The sequence below is a fragment of the Bradyrhizobium sp. USDA 223 genome (assembly GCF_044909005.1).
In the GTDB taxonomy this organism is placed as follows: Bacteria; Pseudomonadota; Alphaproteobacteria; order Rhizobiales; family Xanthobacteraceae; genus Bradyrhizobium; species Bradyrhizobium yuanmingense.
This window is the reverse complement of the sequence record NZ_JBIYDR010000001.1, coordinates 1,999,266-2,015,876: the sequence shown is the minus strand read 5'-3', so window position 1 is coordinate 2,015,876 and position 16,611 is coordinate 1,999,266. Positions and strand designations below refer to the sequence as shown.

Annotated in this window: 13 protein-coding genes and 1 tRNA gene; 5 read left to right on the top strand and 9 right to left on the bottom strand. The window is 64.0% G+C overall.

The window, feature by feature from the left end:
- Positions 1 to 31: 31 nt before the first annotated feature.
- The gene (locus tag ABIA40_RS09165) at positions 32 to 2,320 is read right to left on the bottom strand and encodes a bifunctional (p)ppGpp synthetase/guanosine-3',5'-bis(diphosphate) 3'-pyrophosphohydrolase (RefSeq protein WP_271538102.1); all 2,289 of its coding nucleotides are present in this window, start codon (positions 2,318 to 2,320) and stop codon (positions 32 to 34) included.
- 205 nt (positions 2,321 to 2,525) lie between these two features.
- On the bottom strand, positions 2,526 to 2,918 hold the full coding sequence (rpoZ, locus tag ABIA40_RS09160) for a DNA-directed RNA polymerase subunit omega (RefSeq protein WP_007603391.1): 393 nt from the start codon (positions 2,916 to 2,918) through the stop codon (positions 2,526 to 2,528).
- A gap of 330 nt (positions 2,919 to 3,248) precedes the next feature.
- On the opposite strand from rpoZ, the gene ABIA40_RS09155 reads away from it, so the two are divergent.
- Together ABIA40_RS09155 and ABIA40_RS09150 are read left to right on the top strand one after the other, a co-directional pair.
- Positions 3,249 to 3,893, top strand: a complete 645-nt coding sequence (locus ABIA40_RS09155; protein ID WP_157287358.1) for an NYN domain-containing protein — start codon at positions 3,249 to 3,251, stop codon at positions 3,891 to 3,893.
- The gene (locus ABIA40_RS09150; RefSeq protein ID WP_404540714.1) at positions 3,874 to 4,548 is read left to right on the top strand and encodes a uracil-DNA glycosylase; all 675 of its coding nucleotides are present in this window, start codon (positions 3,874 to 3,876) and stop codon (positions 4,546 to 4,548) included. The genes ABIA40_RS09155 and ABIA40_RS09150 overlap by 20 nt, the downstream gene beginning before the upstream one ends.
- A gap of 85 nt (positions 4,549 to 4,633) precedes the next feature.
- Here the strand turns inward: ABIA40_RS09150 and ABIA40_RS09145 are convergent, their stop codons facing one another.
- The 4 genes from ABIA40_RS09145 to dapA are packed head-to-tail and all read right to left on the bottom strand — an operon-like array spanning position 4,634 to position 7,122.
- On the bottom strand, positions 4,634 to 5,227 hold the full coding sequence (locus ABIA40_RS09145) for a peroxiredoxin (RefSeq protein ID WP_404540712.1): 594 nt from the start codon (positions 5,225 to 5,227) through the stop codon (positions 4,634 to 4,636).
- A gap of 4 nt (positions 5,228 to 5,231) precedes the next feature.
- The gene (gene smpB / locus ABIA40_RS09140) at positions 5,232 to 5,705 is read right to left on the bottom strand and encodes an SsrA-binding protein SmpB (RefSeq protein ID WP_128265290.1); all 474 of its coding nucleotides are present in this window, start codon (positions 5,703 to 5,705) and stop codon (positions 5,232 to 5,234) included.
- Between the two features lie 59 nt (positions 5,706 to 5,764).
- Positions 5,765 to 6,178 carry a large conductance mechanosensitive channel protein MscL gene (gene mscL, locus ABIA40_RS09135; RefSeq protein WP_157287375.1) on the bottom strand — a complete coding sequence of 138 codons (414 nt, stop codon included), beginning with the start codon at positions 6,176 to 6,178 and terminating at the stop codon, positions 5,765 to 5,767.
- 53 nt (positions 6,179 to 6,231) lie between these two features.
- Positions 6,232 to 7,122, bottom strand: a complete 891-nt coding sequence (dapA, locus tag ABIA40_RS09130; RefSeq protein WP_028179703.1) for a 4-hydroxy-tetrahydrodipicolinate synthase — start codon at positions 7,120 to 7,122, stop codon at positions 6,232 to 6,234.
- A 282-nt stretch (positions 7,123 to 7,404) separates the two neighbouring features.
- On the opposite strand from dapA, the gene ABIA40_RS09125 reads away from it, so the two are divergent.
- Positions 7,405 to 9,828 carry a transglycosylase SLT domain-containing protein gene (locus tag ABIA40_RS09125; RefSeq protein WP_404546194.1) on the top strand — a complete coding sequence of 808 codons (2,424 nt, stop codon included), beginning with the start codon at positions 7,405 to 7,407 and terminating at the stop codon, positions 9,826 to 9,828.
- A 317-nt stretch (positions 9,829 to 10,145) separates the two neighbouring features.
- Here the strand turns inward: ABIA40_RS09125 and ABIA40_RS09120 are convergent, their stop codons facing one another.
- Together ABIA40_RS09120 and ABIA40_RS09115 are read right to left on the bottom strand one after the other, a co-directional pair.
- Positions 10,146 to 10,457, bottom strand: coding sequence for a DUF3551 domain-containing protein (locus tag ABIA40_RS09120; protein WP_157287352.1), 312 nt, complete (start codon positions 10,455 to 10,457; stop codon positions 10,146 to 10,148).
- A 121-nt stretch (positions 10,458 to 10,578) separates the two neighbouring features.
- Positions 10,579 to 12,108 (bottom strand): porin, encoded by a 1,530-nt coding sequence (locus tag ABIA40_RS09115; RefSeq protein ID WP_271538105.1) that lies wholly within the window; start codon positions 12,106 to 12,108, stop codon positions 10,579 to 10,581.
- Between the two features lie 759 nt (positions 12,109 to 12,867).
- On the opposite strand from ABIA40_RS09115, the gene ABIA40_RS09110 reads away from it, so the two are divergent.
- A tRNA-Ser gene (locus ABIA40_RS09110) sits at positions 12,868 to 12,960 on the top strand.
- Between the two features lie 526 nt (positions 12,961 to 13,486).
- Positions 13,487 to 15,508 (top strand): tetratricopeptide repeat protein, encoded by a 2,022-nt coding sequence (locus tag ABIA40_RS09105; RefSeq protein WP_404540709.1) that lies wholly within the window; start codon positions 13,487 to 13,489, stop codon positions 15,506 to 15,508.
- 59 nt (positions 15,509 to 15,567) lie between these two features.
- Here the strand turns inward: ABIA40_RS09105 and ABIA40_RS09100 are convergent, their stop codons facing one another.
- Entirely contained in the window at positions 15,568 to 15,834 is a 267-nt protein-coding gene (locus ABIA40_RS09100; RefSeq protein ID WP_157287348.1) for a hypothetical protein, read from the bottom strand.
- Positions 15,835 to 16,611: the final 777 nt, after the last annotated feature.

The following is a 16,611-nucleotide window of genomic DNA, read 5'->3' as shown; positions in this document are numbered from 1 at the left end:
AATCAGAGGGAGCGGCGCATGCGAGATGCGCCTATCCATTAACACGTTCGACTTTGGCGACGACCGCCTTCGCGCGCAGCTGGGCCAGGATCGCGCTGAGGTGCTTCAAGTCGTAGACTTCGAGATCGATCGTCGTCTCCGTGAAATCGGGCGAGCGGCGCTGCATGCTGATATTGTCGATGTTGCCGTCGTGCTCGGCGATCACGGTCGCGATCTGCGCCAGCGCGCCGGGCTCATTGACGTTCTCGACCTTGATGCGGGCCGGGAAGCGCTGCGGCGCGGAATCCTCGATGTCCCAGCGGACGTCGAGCCAGCGCTCCGGCTCCTCCTCGAAATCCTTCAGGGCCGGCGCCTGGATCGGATAGATCGTGATGCCCTCGCCCGGCGTGACGATGCCGACAATGCGATCGCCGGGGACGGCGCCTCCGTTCGGCGCGAACTTCACCGGAAGGTCGGAATTGATGCCGCGGATCGGGATCGCGACCGGGCTGCGCGCTGGCTCGGAGACCCCCTTCTCCTTGAGCTTGGCCGCAAGCCCCTTCTTGACGCCGTAGCGCGCGATGCGTTCCTCCTTATAGTCGGGGTACATCGCGCGCGCGACGTGGGAGGCCTTGATCTCGCCGCGCCCGACCGCCGCCATGACGTCCTCGATCGAGGTGCGCGCGAGCCGCGGCAGCGCGCCCTTGAGCTTGTCGTCGGCGTATTCAATCTTGGCGCGCTCGAACAGGCGCTCGACGATGCGCCGGCCGAGCCCGACATATTGATCGCGTACCGCGGTGCGCGTGGCGCGGCGGATCGCGGCGCGCGCCTTGCCGGTGACGGCGAGCGTTTCCCAGGCCGACGGCGGCGCGGACTGCGCCTCCGAGGTCAGCACCTCGACCTCGTCGCCGTTCTGAAGCTCCGAGGACAGCGGCGCGAACTTGCCGTTGATCTTGCAGCCCACCGCGCTGTTGCCGACGTCGGTATGCACCGCATAGGCGAAGTCGATCACGTTGGCATGGCGCGGTAGCGCGATCAGCTTGCCCTTCGGGGTGAAGCAGAACACCTGGTCGTGGAACAGCTCGAGCTTGGTGTGCTCGAGGAATTCCTCCGGGTTCGCGCTTTCCGAGAGGATGCCGATGGTGTGGCGCAGCCAGGCGAACGCGTTGGACTCGCGCTTGAGGAATTCGGTCGGCGAACCCACGCCCTCCTTGTAGAAGACGTGCGCGGCGATGCCGCGCTCGGCGATCTGGTCCATCGCCTCGGTCCGGATCTGCAGCTCGACGCGCTGGTTGCCGGGGCCGATCACCGTGGTGTGGATCGAGCGGTAGTCGTTCTGCTTCGGCGTCGAGATATAGTCCTTGAAGCGTCCGGGCACGACCGGCCAGGTGGTGTGGACGATCCCGAGCGCGCGATAGCAGGCCTCGACGTCGCTGACGACGAGGCGGAAGCCGAAGATGTCGGACAATTGCTCGAAGCCGACCGACTTGCGCTCCATCTTGGTCCAGATCGAGAACGGCTTCTTGCGGCGGCCATAGACCCGCGCCCCCAAGCCCCGGTGGCGCAGATTGTTGGAGAGCTGGTCCTCGATCTCGCCGATCAGGTTGCGGTTGCGCTCAGCCAGCGCGTCGAGCCGCTGCATCACCACCGAATAGGCTTCGGGATCGAGGGTGCGGAAGGACAGATCCTCCAGCTCCTCGCGCATTTCCTGCATGCCCATGCGCCCGGCCAGCGGCGCGTAGATGTCGAGCGTCTCCTCGGCGATGCGCCGGCGCGATTCCGTCGGCACGAAATCCAGCGTGCGCATGTTATGCAGGCGGTCGGCGAGCTTGACCAGAAGCACGCGGACATCGTCGGCAATGGCCAGCAACAATTTGCGCAGGTTCTCGGCCTGCTTGGCCTCGCGCGAGACCAGCTCGAGCCGCTTCAGCTTGGTCAGCCCCTCGACCAGCGCGCCGATTTCAGGTCCGAAGATCTGGTCGATCTCGGCCCGCGTCGCCTCGGTGTCCTCGATCGTGTCGTGCAGCAGCGCCGCCACGATGGTGGCGTCGTCGAGCTTGAGGTCGGTGAGAATCGCCGCCACCTCGAGCGGGTGCGAGAAATACGGATCGCCCGAGGCGCGGGTCTGCGAGCCGTGGGCCTTCATGGCGTAGACGTAGGCACGGTTCAGCAGGTCTTCGTTGGTGTTGGGGTTGTAGGACCTGACGCGCTCGACGAGGTCATATTGACGCATCATCCGGGCGCGAGGCCTGGCGGGGCGCGCGACCGGCGCAGTCGGGGCCACGGCAACCGATTCGGTTGCGGCCTGCATCTGCGTGGATCTGCGGCGCCGATATACCATGCCGTCCTGCCTTCAAACGGGCTTGAACCGGCCCGTTGCATACATCCTAACTCCGATCGCGCTCGTGTCCGATCAATTCAGTGACAGGGCCAAGCGCCGACCGCAGCGCTATGGTAACCACGAAAAGGTCAACAAAAGCAAAGGCCCGAACGATCGTTCGGGCCTTTGATATGATCACAAGAAGAAGATGATCGCGATGGAGGAATTACTCGTCTTCCTCGGGCTGCTCCTCGGGAGGCGCGAGGCCTTCCAGGCCCTTCAGCAGCTCCTCTTCGGTCATGCGCTCCACGGCGACCTCGGTGTCGTCGGCATCGACGCTTGCCCCCGCGGAACCGATCAGCGGCACCGTATCCGGCTCGGGCTCGTCCACCTCGACGAACTTCTGCAGCGAGTGGACCAGCTCCTCGCGGAGGTCCTCCGGCGAGATCGTCGTCTCGGCAATTTCACGCAAAGACACAACAGGGTTCTTGTCGTTATCGCGGTCAACCGTTAGTTGTGAACCGGATGAAATCATGCGGGCACGGTGGGCGGCCAGCAGGACCAAGTCAAACCGGTTGTCGACCTTGTCGATACAATCTTCTACGGTGACGCGAGCCATGGACTGTCGCTCCGTTGTGGGTGGGACGAATTATGTGGATGATTGGGGCTAGTTATAGGGGGCGGGACGGTTTCGCAAGACCATTTTGTGATTTGGCCTCGCCAAACCGCTCTGCTACCCCCACATTGGGGTTGGGACGGGTGGTTTTCCGGGCTGCCGTTGGGGGCGGCCCCGGGGTGTATGCAAGTCCGCCATAACTATACCTTGATTGCCCCGACTTCTCCGGATTTGCGGTTTCGACGGGTTTCTGCGGCACTCTAGAACTGCGCGGCCTGTTGTCGCCGCGCCAACAAAAAACGATCAATCACGAACGCTACGCGAGCAAACTGAATGTCACCTTCTTCTACCAACAAGATCGCGCTCTTCATCGACGGGGCCAATCTCTACGCGACGGCGAAAACCCTCGGCTTCGATATCGACTACAAGCGCCTGCTGAAGGAGTTTCAGAGCCGCGGGACGTTATTGCGGGCGTTCTATTACACCGCCATCATCGAAGACCAGGAATACTCCTCGATCCGCCCGCTGATCGACTGGCTGGATTACAACGGCTACACGGTCGTCACCAAGGCGACCAAGGAATTCATCGACGCCTCCGGCCGCCGCAAGGTGAAGGGCAACATGGACATCGAGCTCGCCGTCGACGCCATGGAGCTCGCCGAGCACATCGACCAGATGGTGCTGTTCTCGGGTGACGGCGACTTCCGCTCCCTGGTCGAGGCCGTCCAGCGCCGCGGCGTGCGGGTCACGGTGGTCTCCACCATCGCCAGCCAGCCGCCGATGATCGCCGACGAGCTGCGCCGCCAGGCCGACGTCTTCACCGACCTCGTCGAGCTGCAATCCAAGCTCGGCCGCGATCCGTCCGAGCGCCCCGCCCCGCGTGACCGCGGCGAGCGTGGTGAACGCCACCACGCCCCGCAATTCCTCCAGCGCGCGACCACGACGGCGCCGAGGGGCGATGACGACTTCGAGGAGTGAGGCGGCCCGGTCAAGCCGCCAGCCTCTCACAATCGTTCCCGACCGTGACTGCCCGCTCTGTCCGCGCCTGGTCGCCTTCCGCCAGGCGAACCGCGCGCGCGAGCCCTCGTGGCACAATGCGCCGGTTGCGCCCTTCGGCGACATCAAGGCCCGCCTCCTGATCGTGGGCCTCGCCCCGGGAATGCAGGGCGCCAACCGCACGGGGCGGCCGTTCACGGGCGATTATGCCGGCGACCTGCTCTATGCCACGCTGATCGAATACGGCTTTGCCCGGGGCACCTATCAGGCGCGTCCCGACGACGGCCTAAAACTCGTCGACTGCCGGATCGCCAATGCCGTGCATTGCGTGCCGCCGCAGAACAAGCCGCTGCCGATCGAGATCAACACCTGCCGCCAGTTTCTCGTGGCCAATCTGGCGACGATGCCGAAGCTGCGCGCGATCGTCGCGCTCGGGCGAATTGCGCACGACAGCGTGCTCAAGCCGCTGAATCTGAAGGCCTCGCAAGCCCCCTTCGGCCACGGCGCGGTGCATCAGGCGGGCGCGTTCCGGCTCTACGACAGCTATCACTGTTCCCGCTACAACACGAACACCGGCGTGCTGACGCCAGACATGTTCAGATCCGTGTTCGCGAAGGTGAAGGCGGATCTCGATTAGCTAGAGCATGATCCGGAAAAGTGCGTAGCGGTTTTCCGAAAAGATCATGCTCAAACAATAAGCTAAAGCCCGATGACGATTCACCCTAATCGCATCGCGCTTTATTGACGGGATTCGCCTTGAGCCAGGCCAGCACGTCGCCGGCGTTCCGGTCCGGTGGAAACACCGGATAGAACACGTGCGTGATCCTGGTGTCGTCGATAACAAGCGCGAGGCGCTTGATCAGCGTCAAGCCCGCGACCTCCATGGTCGGCAAGTTCAAGGCGCGCGTCAGCGCCAGCTTCTCGTCCGAGAGCACCGGGAACGGCAGATGCAGGCGCGAGGCCATCTCGATCTGATAGTCGTTGCTCTGGGTCGAGAGACCGAATACGTGCGAGGCGCCGGCGGCCTTCAGCTCGGCGTAGAGATCGCGAAAGGCGCAGGTCTGGGGCGTGCAGCCGCGCGCTCCGGGGATCATGTCCCAATCGTCGACCAGCGCGATCTTGCCGGGCTCGCCGGTGCGGGGATAGGCGAACACCACGGTGCGGCCGCCCAGCGCCGACAGGGTGACCGACGTGTCGTCGGTCGCGAGCAGGCCGATCGGCGGCAACGTCATGCCCTCAAGATGCGCGGCGGCGCCATCGTCGGAAGGCGCGGGAATCTGGCTCCAGTCGACCTCGAGCAGGTTCCGTTGATTCATCTCGTCATCCCCTCGCCCGCAGCAGCCGGCCCTTCTCCCGGCTCCAGTCGCGCTTCTTCTCGGACTCGCGCTTGTCGTGCAGCTTCTTGCCCTTCGCAATCGCCAGCTGCAGCTTGGCCCGGCCGCGCTCGTTGAAGTAAAGCTTGAGCGGGATCAGCGTCATGCCCTCGCGGTCGACCGCGCCGATCAGCTTGTTGATCTGGCGGCGGTGGAGCAGCAGCTTTCGCGGCCGCTTCGGCTCATGGTTGAAGCGGTTGCCTTGGAGATATTCGGGAATGGTGGCGTTGATCAGCCAGATCTCGCCGTTCTTGGAATCGGCATATGATTCCGCGATCGTGCTCTTGCCGTTGCGGATCGACTTGACCTCGGTGCCGGTCAGCGCAATGCCCGCCTCGATCGTGTCCTCGATGGCGTAGTTGAAGCGCGCCTTGCGATTTTCCGCCATCACCTTGATCGGACGTTCGTTCTTATCGGCCATGACGGGCAAACCTGATCGAGATGCGCTCGGATTCTAACAGTTCGGATGAAGTGGGCGCGTCACTTCTTGAGGAGATCGCGGATCTCGGTCAGCAACTCGACCTCGGCCGTCGGCTTGGGCGGAGCAGCGGGTGCCGCCTCCTCCCTGCGCTTCAAGGTGTTCATGGCGCGGATCACCAGGAACAGCACGAAAGCGACGATGATGAAGTTGATCGTCAGCGTCAGGAAGCTGCCGTAAGCAAGGACGGCGCCTTGCTTTTTGGCATCCGCCAAGTTGGTGGCGGTGACCGCCTTCGACAAGGGGATGAAGTAGTTCGAGAAGTCGAGGCCACCGGTGACGGCGCCGACGATCGGCATGATGACGTCACCCACCAGCGAGGTGACGATGCCGCCGAAGGCCGCGCCGATGATGACGCCGACCGCGAGATCGACGACGTTGCCCTTCATGGCGAACTCGCGGAACTCCTTGAGCATCCGCGCGCCCTTTTCCTCCACGCTCATGAAAGGCTCCCCGAACGTCTCATGCGTCAGTTGATCAGGCCGGCGTGAACCATCGCGCTGCGCACGGCAACCCGCGTCGGCTCGGACACCGGAACCATCGGCAGCCGCAGCGTCTCGTCCAGCTTGCCGAGCAGCGACATCGCGTACTTGATCGGCGCCGGATTGCTCTCGATGAAGAGGTTGTTGTGCAGCGGCATCAGCTTGTCGTGGATCGCGAGCGCCGCCTTGGTGTCGCCCTTCTGCCAGGCGGCGTGGAACTCCGAGCACAGGCGCGGCGCGACGTTCGAGGTCACCGAGATGCAGCCATGGCCGCCATGGGCCATGTAGCCGATGATGGTGGCGTCCTCGCCCGAGAGCTGGTTGAAGTCCTCGCCCATCGCCGCGCGCTGCTGCGACACGCGCACCATGCTGGCGGTGGCGTCCTTGACCCCGGCGATGTTCTTCAGCTCCCACAGCCGCTTCATCGTGTCGACCGACATGTCGATCACCGAGCGCGGCGGGATGTTGTAGATGATGATCGGAATGCCGATCGCATCGTTGATCGCCTTGAAGTGCTGGTACATGCCTTCTTGCGTCGGCTTGTTGTAATAGGGCGTGACGATCAGCACGGCGTCCGCGCCCGCCTTTTCCGCGTGCTGGGACAGCTCGATCGCCTCCTTGGTCGAGTTGGAGCCGGCCCCGGCGATGACGGGCACGCGGCCCTTGGCTTCAGCGATGCACCATTCCACGACCTTCTTGTGCTCGTCATGGCTGAGCGTCGGGCTCTCGCCGGTGGTGCCGACCGGAACGAGGCCGTTGGTGCCCTCGGAGATCTGCCAGTTGACCAGGGAGCGGAACGCCGCCTCGTCGAGCGAGCCGTTCTTGAACGGGGTGACCAAGGCGGTGAACGACCCTCGGAATTTCGTCTTGGCTGCCATGGACTTCCTCCGTACGCGGCGATCTCTTGAGCAAGCCCCCTTCATATCGGGTCTATCCGGCTGGTAAAAGACCCGGGGTCGGTGCGAGGCTGCGTTTAGGCCGCGATTTTGCCGCGGTGCTGGTGCAAATCGGCCCCGAGGTAAGCGGCTGTTGGTATTTTCTCCGCATATTCAAGCAAATTCAGCTAGGTCTTGAGCCACTTCACTGATTCGGGGCGACGAAACGCCGTGACCTCCTTTGCTTCTGCCGCGTGGCGATCCCTGGGTATGGCATTGTGCCTGATGGCCGGCCTGTCGATGGACTGCGCCGCGTTCGCCAAGTCCAACGAGACGGCCGCGGCGACCAAGGATCCCGCCAAACCAGCTGCCAAGGACGCGGCGAAGGGCCCTCCCAAGGGGTCGACCAAGGAAACGGCGAAGGACGCAGCCAAGGGAACCGGCACGGACGCCGCGAAGGCTGCAAGCAAGGGCGCGCCTGGCGCCCCCGCCAAGGACGCCGCGAAGAAGCCGGACCCCGGCAAGACCGCCAGCAAGGAACCGGCGAAGGACAAGCCCAAAGACCAACCCAAGCCTGCGGCCGCCGCTCCCGTTGCGACAGCACCTGCTTCCGCACCAAAGGCAGCGCCGACTGCGAGCGGCGCGCCGCCCAAGGCAGCCCCCGCCCCGGCCGTGACTGCCACCGTCAAACCGACTGCGCCGGCCCCAGCGAGACCGGCCGCAGCTCCCATACTGGCGCCTGCAACGCGCCAGCATGCAGCGCCGCGCAAGCCGGTCATCCCGGCCGCCGTCGCCGCGACGTCATCGACGTCGCAGGCTGACAAGGACACCCTGGAGAGCGTCATCGAGCTCGTGCGCAAGCGCAAGGCCGCCGACGCCACCAATGCCGCGGCCGGCATCTCCGATCCGGTCGCGCGAAAGCTCGCCGAATGGATCATCCTGCGCAGCGAGGACAACGGCGCGACCGTGGAACGCTATCGCGCCTTCCTCTCAGCCAATCCGAGCTGGCCGTCGCAGACCTTCCTGCGCCGGCGCCTCGAGGCCGCGATGTGGGACGACAGGCGCGACGAGGCCGTCGCGTGGTCGTGGTTCGAGAACGAATCGCCAATCTCCGCCAAGGGCCGCTTCATGCTCGCCAAGGCGATGCTGGCGCGCGGCGACCGCGCCAATGCCGAGCGGCTGGTGCGCGATGCCTGGCGCGCCGATCCGATGTCGGAGGACACCGAGAACAACGCGCTCGATCAGTTCGGCGCCCTGCTCACGCCGGGCGACCAGAAAGCGCGGATGGACAACCTGCTCTACGGCAGCGAGAACGAGGCGGCGCTACGCGCCGCCAAGCGTCTCGGCGCCGGCTATGTCGCGCTCGCCAAGGCCCGCATCGCCGCGGTCAAGAAGGCGCCGAACGCGCGGGCGCTGCTCGATGCCGTGCCGCGCGAGCTGCACGGCGATCCCGGCTTCGTCTTCAGCAAGATCCAGCTGCTGCGTCGCGAAGAGAAGTTCACTGAAGCCGCCCAGCTGATGCTGTCCGCGCCGAAGGATCCGGGTCGCCTCCACAATCTCGATGAATGGTGGATCGAGCGGCGCCTCCTGGCGCGCAAGATGATCGACACCGAGGAATTCCGTAGCGCCTATCTGATCGCGCGCGACGCCGCCCTGCCCTCGCGCGACATCTACAAGACCGAGCAGGAGTTTACCGCCGGCTGGATCGCGCTGCGCTTCCTCAACGATCCCGCGACAGCCGCGCAGCATTTCGCCCGCATCGGGGTCGGCAGCGTCAATCCGACCGCGCTGGCGCGTGCCGGCTATTGGCAGGGCCGCGCTGCCGAGGCGATGGGCCGCCAGCAGGAGGCACGCAATGCCTATGCGCGGGCGGCCGAGCAATCGACCAGCTATTACGGCCAGCTCGCGCGCGCAAAGCTCGGCCTGCCGCAGATCGAGCTCAACAGCCAGCCGCGCGGTCGCGGCGCCGAGCGGCTCGAGATCGTGCGCGCCGCGCAACTGCTCTACGAGCTGGACGAGCGCGAGTTCGCGATACCGCTGCTCGCCGACATGGGCGAGAACGGCGATCCCGAGGCGCTCGCCGGCCTCGGCGAGCTCACCCAGCGCTACAGCGACGCGCGCGGCATGCTGCTGCTCGGCAAGGCCGCGCTCAACCGCGGCCTGCCGTTCGACTTCTACGCCTACCCCGTCAACGGCATTCCTCAGTTCACGCCGATCGGCCCCGAGGTCGAACGCAGCATCATCTATGCGATTGCGCGGCAGGAGAGCGCGTTCAACCCGTCGGTGGTCTCGCCGGCGCAGGCCTACGGGCTGATGCAGGTGACGCCGGATGCCGCCCGCTACGTCTGCAAGCGCCACGGCGCAACCTACGACCTGGGGCGGCTGAAGAACGACTCCGTCTACAACGCCACGCTCGGCTCGGCCGAGCTCGGCGGACTGCTCGAGGATTATCGCGGCTCCTACATCATGACGTTCGCCGCCTACAATGCCGGCCGCGGCAGCGTGAAGAAGTGGGTCGAGCGTTACGGCGATCCGCGCGACCCCAAGGTCGACGCGGTCGACTGGGTCGAGCTGATTCCGTTCTCCGAGACGCGCAACTATGTGCAGCGGATCATGGAGAACCTTCAGGTCTACCGCGCCCGTTTCGGCGGCGGCACCCGCTTGCAGATCGAAGCCGATCTGCGCCGCGGAGCCGTCAGCGTGCAGTAACGGGCGTCGATGGCCCGATAGAAACAGAGCCTGGTTGCTGGGCAGGGCTCGGCAGGATTCGTCGACGGCACCAGCGACCTGACGATAGAGTTGGAACGAGCGTTTCGTTCCCACGCTCCGGCTAGCTTATACCTCAACTGCCAGTGTTCCACTTACAGCAGTGCATGGCGATCGCGTCGGAACAATCGGTGCCTGCGGTCTCAACCCGACCTATGCCTTCAAGGAGTGAAGGGGCCAACATGGTGACCTGATCGCTCTCGTCGAGAGGGCGCAGCTCGCCCGCGAATGCGAAACGCCTCAAGCACGGGATCCGATTCTCACCACATCCTGTCGGGGGCGGACCGGCCGTGAGGCGGGCGGACCGGGCGGGCCGAAGTCGGCTGGGACCAATATGGGTTCGCAAGGCACATCGCGGGCAATCCCATCGCAGAAGCCTTGCAATCCTCCCAGGACCGGTAGCTGCAGTAGATCCGGTTGCTGCCGCCCCACTCCCATTGCTGGAGGCACACCGGATAATTGGGGTTCAAGGGTTCGGCAGCTGCCGGTGCGAACACGGCCGTAACCCCGGCGACCATTGATGTCACGGCCAGCACGCTCAGCATCCGTCCCCAGCTCGTCGAAATGGTCATGGTCAGAAGCTCCCTTACCGCGGTCTCGAACGATCTGCCTTTTAGGTGCCCGCTTCATGACCCGCAAAGAAAAACCCCGGCAGTTTCCTGCCGGGGTTCTTCGATCAACCTAGGGTCGATCTTAGAAGTTGCGCTGAGCGCGCAGGAGCATCTGGAGGTTACCCTGATCCTTCAGCTCGTAGGTCGCTGCGGGCTTGGCAACAGCCAGGTTGGCCGTGTTGGCGCCCGTGACGACGCCAGAGTGCTTCTGGTCGAGCCAGACGTAGCTCACGTCAGCCGTGAAGGCGAGACCCTTGACCGGAGTCCAGACCAAGTTGCCACCGACAACCGCGAGGTTGAAGTCGGGGTTACAGGTCGAGCCAGCGACGGGGGCCAGAGCAGCAGCGAAGTTGGCGCAGATCAGAGCCTTGCTCGCATCGCCATAGCGGAGCGATGCATAAGCACCGTAGATGCCCGACGACCAGTTCGGGGACCAGTTGTGGGTATAACCACCGCGGAAGCCCCAGGTCTTGACGGTCTCGATCCCGGTACCGGAACCAAACACGCCATCAGCAATACCGGCGAAGCCGACGCTCTGATAGGCAATGCCGCTGCCGCCGTAGATGAAGATGGTCTGCGGGAACAGGCTCTGGAAGTTGTACCGCGAAGCACCGTCGGTGTAGACCGCCTGCAAGTTGATCGAGTCGCCCGCACCGGTCGGGATGTTCTTGATCGACAACGCACCCTGAACCGCCCAGCCCCACTTGTCCGACGGATGACCAGTGGGCTCCGTCGTACCGTAATAAGCCGAATGGAGTTCGTGCGCCGCCGCCGAGATCTGGAACAGACCCCAGGCCTGATCGACACGAACCTGACCGACGATGTCGGGCATGCGCGTGCCACCCCAATCGTTGACACCGTAGATGCCCTGGATGAAGGCAGCGCCCGCAGCTGCGGTCGTGGCGAAGCCACCAACTGCACCCGCAACGCCCGTCACGCTTGCGTTCCAAAGGTTCGACTGGCCGCCAGCGGCGGTCGTCATATCCTGCAACGCGACCGAACCCGTGATGCCCTGGCCGAAATCAGCCGTGTAGGCGACTTGGTTCACACCGGTGACGTTGTTGCTGCCGCCCGGAAGGAAGTCGGGACCGCCAGCCGGATAGCTCTGCCACGGTGCGTCGAAGATCGAGACGGTGCGGCCGAAGGTGAAACCAGCGAACTGGATGAACGCATGGTAGAGGCCGAGCGAAGCCGAACCGACCGAGAAGGCAGATGGGGCGCTGCCGGTCACCGACGTGGCATCCCAGCTGAAAACCGTATCGGCGTAGGTGCGGACCACGCCGTACTCGGTTGCCGTGCGGGTATCGATGGTGAAGTCCAAACGAGCGCGGGTCTGGTAGTAGTTGTCCAGACGGTTGTTGGCGCCGCCGGGAGCGCCCTGGCCAATGCCGTAGTCGCTGTTCGTGTTAAACAGCATGTCGGCACGCAGATAGCCGCCGAACTTGATGCAGGTGTCGGTGCCCGGAATGTAGTAGAATCCAGCACCGTACAGGGAGCAGATCTTCACGTACTCGACCGCCTTGGCCTTCACGGGGAGATCGGCTGCCTGAGCTCCGCCCACGGCGATCAGACCCGCCGCTGAGCCGAGCAAAAGGCTCTTAACCAACTTCATGTTAAACCTCCAAGTTGCTCTTCAGGGAAGGTCACTGACCGGACGGCCAATTCCCCAACCCCCTCTAAATCACCGCTTTCGGCCCCTTCGCGTCTTCGGACACACCCGCATGAACGCGAGGGACTTAAGCGAATGACCTAAACGGGACGACCTCGGGATGCCCCCCTCCGTCGCTCAGTCACAATTACCGAACGTCCTTGCACACACAACAAGAGAACGCTCCGAAACGGGCCGTTGCAGCGTGTTTTCCAACGGGTGTTGCACAAATAACACGCAGATGTGATCAAACCGCTCTCATAACGCGTTGTTTACATTGAGGTTTTCGGAGCGGTTCCAAATGCCATCAAAGTTCCGCACATGAGGCGCCGCGCGCGAGAGCTCGGCTTGAGCCAGCTTTGAGGCGCTCGAATCGTGGAATCAGAAGGAGACTCAATGGGCAGGCATCGACCTGCCTCCCCGCCGCAATCTGACGAAGCAGGTCCCTGCAATGCCTCGGCCGCCCGGGTCGCGCGCTCTATCCCTCTCTATATGGAGATATGGAGGTTGCGGGGCGGGACGACCGGGCCGGACAGCTCGGCGAAGCAGGATCTGGAGGTGCTCGTCCTTTCTTTGCACCTTTGAATTTCCTCGCAAATTCAGCGCCATGCCCTCGTTCGAGCGCAAACCCGTCTCGTTTCGCAAATCACTGGGAATATTCGAGCGAAAACACGCGCTTCCAAATTGACCAGCCCGAGCAAATAGATGCATAAGGCTCGCACCGGAGAGGTGGCCGAGTGGCTGAAGGCAACGCTTTGCTAAAGCGTCATACGGTCTCAAGCTGTATCGAGGGTTCGAATCCCTCCCTCTCCGCCACCCCAGAATCCCGGAAGCAGAATCAAGGTCTCTGCGCGCGTCCAGCGGAAGGCGAAGGGCGACGCCGGCACGAAAGTTCCGCAGAAGGATGAGGGCGGCGAGCCCCCCGATTCGCGCGCTCCCTATATATGTGAGCCCCCACCCAAAATGCCGGATCGCCAGACCCGCCAATGCGAGGGCGCTATCAGCACGGCCTCGTCGGCCCAGACATTGAGCCAGATGCCGCTCTTGCGCCGGCATGGAAAGGACCATGGCACAATTCCTGTTTGGTGCAGACGCCCGAGCTCCAGGTCGCACTCGTCGGGAGCGATCTGAATCGGCAGCCATCGTCTATTCGTAGCCTGGTTGCTCATGCCGTCGGATTCCAGGCGGCGGTGTGACGGAGAAACTTCACGGCACCGGGCCTGCCCGTGCGAAACAAGCGCAGGCGGCGCGGCCGTTGTTCTCGCGGGCAAAGGTGACTAGAGTTTTTGCACCATTTCGCCCGAGCACAGACCCCCCTACGTCGGGTCGAGAAACCCATCGCATGTCGCAACAAGGCCGCAACAAGGGAGCCTCGGCCCCCTCCTCACTCCATCCGTCGGCTATTCTGGACCAGGCAATTGCGGCGCACCGTTCGGGCAATCTGTCGGAAGCGGAACGGGCCTACACGACCATCCTGAAGGGGAGCAGAACGCATGCCGTCGCGCTCCATATGCTGGGACTGTTGCACGCCCAGCGCGGACAGTTTGCCGACGCCGAGCCTTTGCTGAAGAAGGCTGCGCGCGTCGACCCCGGCAATCCCGACGTGCTTTTCAACTATGCCAACGTGCTGCGCGCGCTGAACAAGCCGGACGATGCGCTCGTCTGGCTTGCGAAAGTGATCGCCCTGGCTCCGAACTTCGCGGACGCGCATCTCAATCGCGGAGCGATCCTCATTGCACGGCAGCAGCTTGGCGACGCCATAGCCGAGTTTGATCGCGCCATTGCGGTCGCACCGTCGAGCGCCGCGTTCGCCAACCGAGGCAGCGCATTGCACCAGCTTGGCCGACTCGAGGAAGCGCGTGACAGCTACGGCCGCGCCATCGAGCTTGCAGCGGGCGACCCACAGAACCATTTCGCGTTATCCGAGGTTCTTGGCCAGCTGGGACGAGACGACGAAGCGATCGTGGCTCTGGAACGAACAGTCGCACTTGATAAGACGTTCCCGTTTGCGCTGAGCAACCTGGTTGCTTGCAAGCGGAAGCGCGCCGACTGGAGCAGTTTCGAATGTGAACAGGCCGCCATGGACGAAGCTGTCGAGGCGGGCGTGCCGATCGACCCCTTCGCCTTCTTTCATGTCTCCTCATCGCCTGCACGCCAATTGACCTGCGCGAAGGCCTATGTCGCCAAGGTGACCCCCGACGGCGGTGCCGCCAGGCCCGCAACGCCGCGTCCGGCGCCCCGGCTCCGGGTCGCGTACATGTCGGCCGATTTTCGCAGTCATGCCACCGCGTATTTGATGGCCGGAATCTTCGAGGCGCACGACCGCGAGCGCTTCGACGTCACCGCCATCTCCTGCGGGCCCGACGACGACAGCCAGATGCGCGACCGCCTGAGGGCCGCATTCGAACGTTTTGAAGATGTCGGCGATCTCGCCGACGAGGACGTCGTCAAGCTGATCGGCCAGCTCGAGATCGAGGTTCTCGTCGATCTCGGCGGCTTCACCGCCGGTGCACGGCCGAAAATCATTGCGCGCCGGCCGGCTCCTATCCAGGTGAGCTATCTCGGCTTTCCCGGCACGATGGGCGCCCCCTATGTCGACTATCTCATGGCCGACCGGATCGTCATCCCCGAAGCAGAGCAGCCTTATTACGCCGAGAAGGTGATCTATCTTCCCAATAGCTACCAGGCGACCGACGCGAAGCGACCGCTCCCCTCAAATCCACCGAGTCGGAGCCAGCTCGGACTGGCGGACGATGCGTTCGTCTACTGCGCGTTCAACAGAAGCCCCAAGATCACGCCGCCATTGTTCGGCGTCTGGATGCGGCTGCTCGACAAGACCCCCGGAAGCGTCCTTTGGCTGCTGGATGGTGACCCGGTCGCCACGGAGAATCTGAAGCGCGAAGCCGTTGCGCGGGGGATTGCCGCCGAGAGAATCGTGTTCGCTCCGCGCGTCCCAGCTGACGAGCATTTGGCGCGCCACCAGGTCGCCGATCTGTTCCTGGACACATTGCCCTACAACGCCCACACCGGGGCCAGCGACGCCCTCTGGGCTGGCCTGCCGGTCCTGACGTGCATTGGGACCACTTTTGCCGGACGCGTTGCAGCCAGTCTCCTGAACGCCGTAGGCCTTCCCGAGCTGGTGACGCGATCGCTGGAGGAATATGAGGCTTTGGCGCTTCGGATCGCGCACGATTCCGAGCTTCGCGTCGCGCTCAGGAGCAAGCTGGCGGCGCGCCGGACCACTTGGCCGCTTTTCGATACTGTCCGCATGACGCGGGATATCGAAAAGGCATTCGACGAAATCTGGCGCAGGCATCGCGCCGGCGAAGCGCCGGCCTCGTTTGCCGTGCAAACCTTACTATGAAGCCGCCGCGGCGCGATGGCGCCGCACGGTCAAGGTCCGGTTCCCAAGCGACGTGACGCTCAGTGCGCGCAGACCCAGGCTCTCGCCTCACGCTGCGCGGCGGAGATCTCGGCGTCCGACATCTGGCCGGCGATTTCCTGGCGCAGCACCACGGCGTCCTTGCGGCCCTTCAGCGCGGCGAGATTGAACCATTTGTGCGCGGCGACGAGATCGACGATGCCGGAGCGGCCGCTCGCCCAATAGATCCCGCGCTCGAACAGCACGTCCGACAGCGCGCTCGCATCGACCGGCGTCGCCGTCTCCAGATCGAAAGTACCCTGAAACATCACGCATCCCCTTTGTTCTTATGCCGCCTCGTCCCCCGAGCGCGGCTCCCGTCCAACTCTGATGTGCATGACCCTTGCCGGGATCGTGCAACGTTCAACTCTTCCCCACCGCCGTTTGCCGGCTTGTTGGAGGCGATGATGGCGGGCAAATTTGAATGGCAGTTTAAGCATCGCGATGAAGCAGACGTAAACGCGAGCGGGCGCCTCCTCTGCCGAGAATTCAAGAAGTCCTTGATTCGCAGGCGCTTCTGTCATTCGTCAGATTCGGTTTACCCTGGGATTTCAGGACATCGATAACCATCGCGCGCGGTGGCGCAGGTCATGTGGCTGCTTTTCTTGTCGTCATCCGCGCCCCGGCTTCGCCCTAGGCATTCGGTCTCGGGCCGTCCAAGTTCGGCGAAGGCGGCAGGCGGGTGATCCAGTATCCAGCCGCCGCAATCGTTCCACGACAAGCCGCGCGTGCTGGATCGGCCCGTCGGAGCCGGGCGGCGACACCGCAGGGCGAAACGACGCGCGATCACGCCACAGGCCGCCTTGCCTCTCCAAGCCAAGCGATCAAGCCGGCATGACAGAAGCGCGCTCGGACGCGACGCGGTCAAATCAACGATGTGAGGGAGAGGAATGCCGGCAATGCCCCGGCTTCAAGGGAACGAGGGCGTCGGCGAACACGTCAGGACCAGATTCCACTTTGGCCCGAAGGCCTGTCGTGAAATTGCGGAGCCCGTTTGAGGAGAACCGCACCGAACGAAGAAAACTCGTTTCTTCTGCCGGACCGCG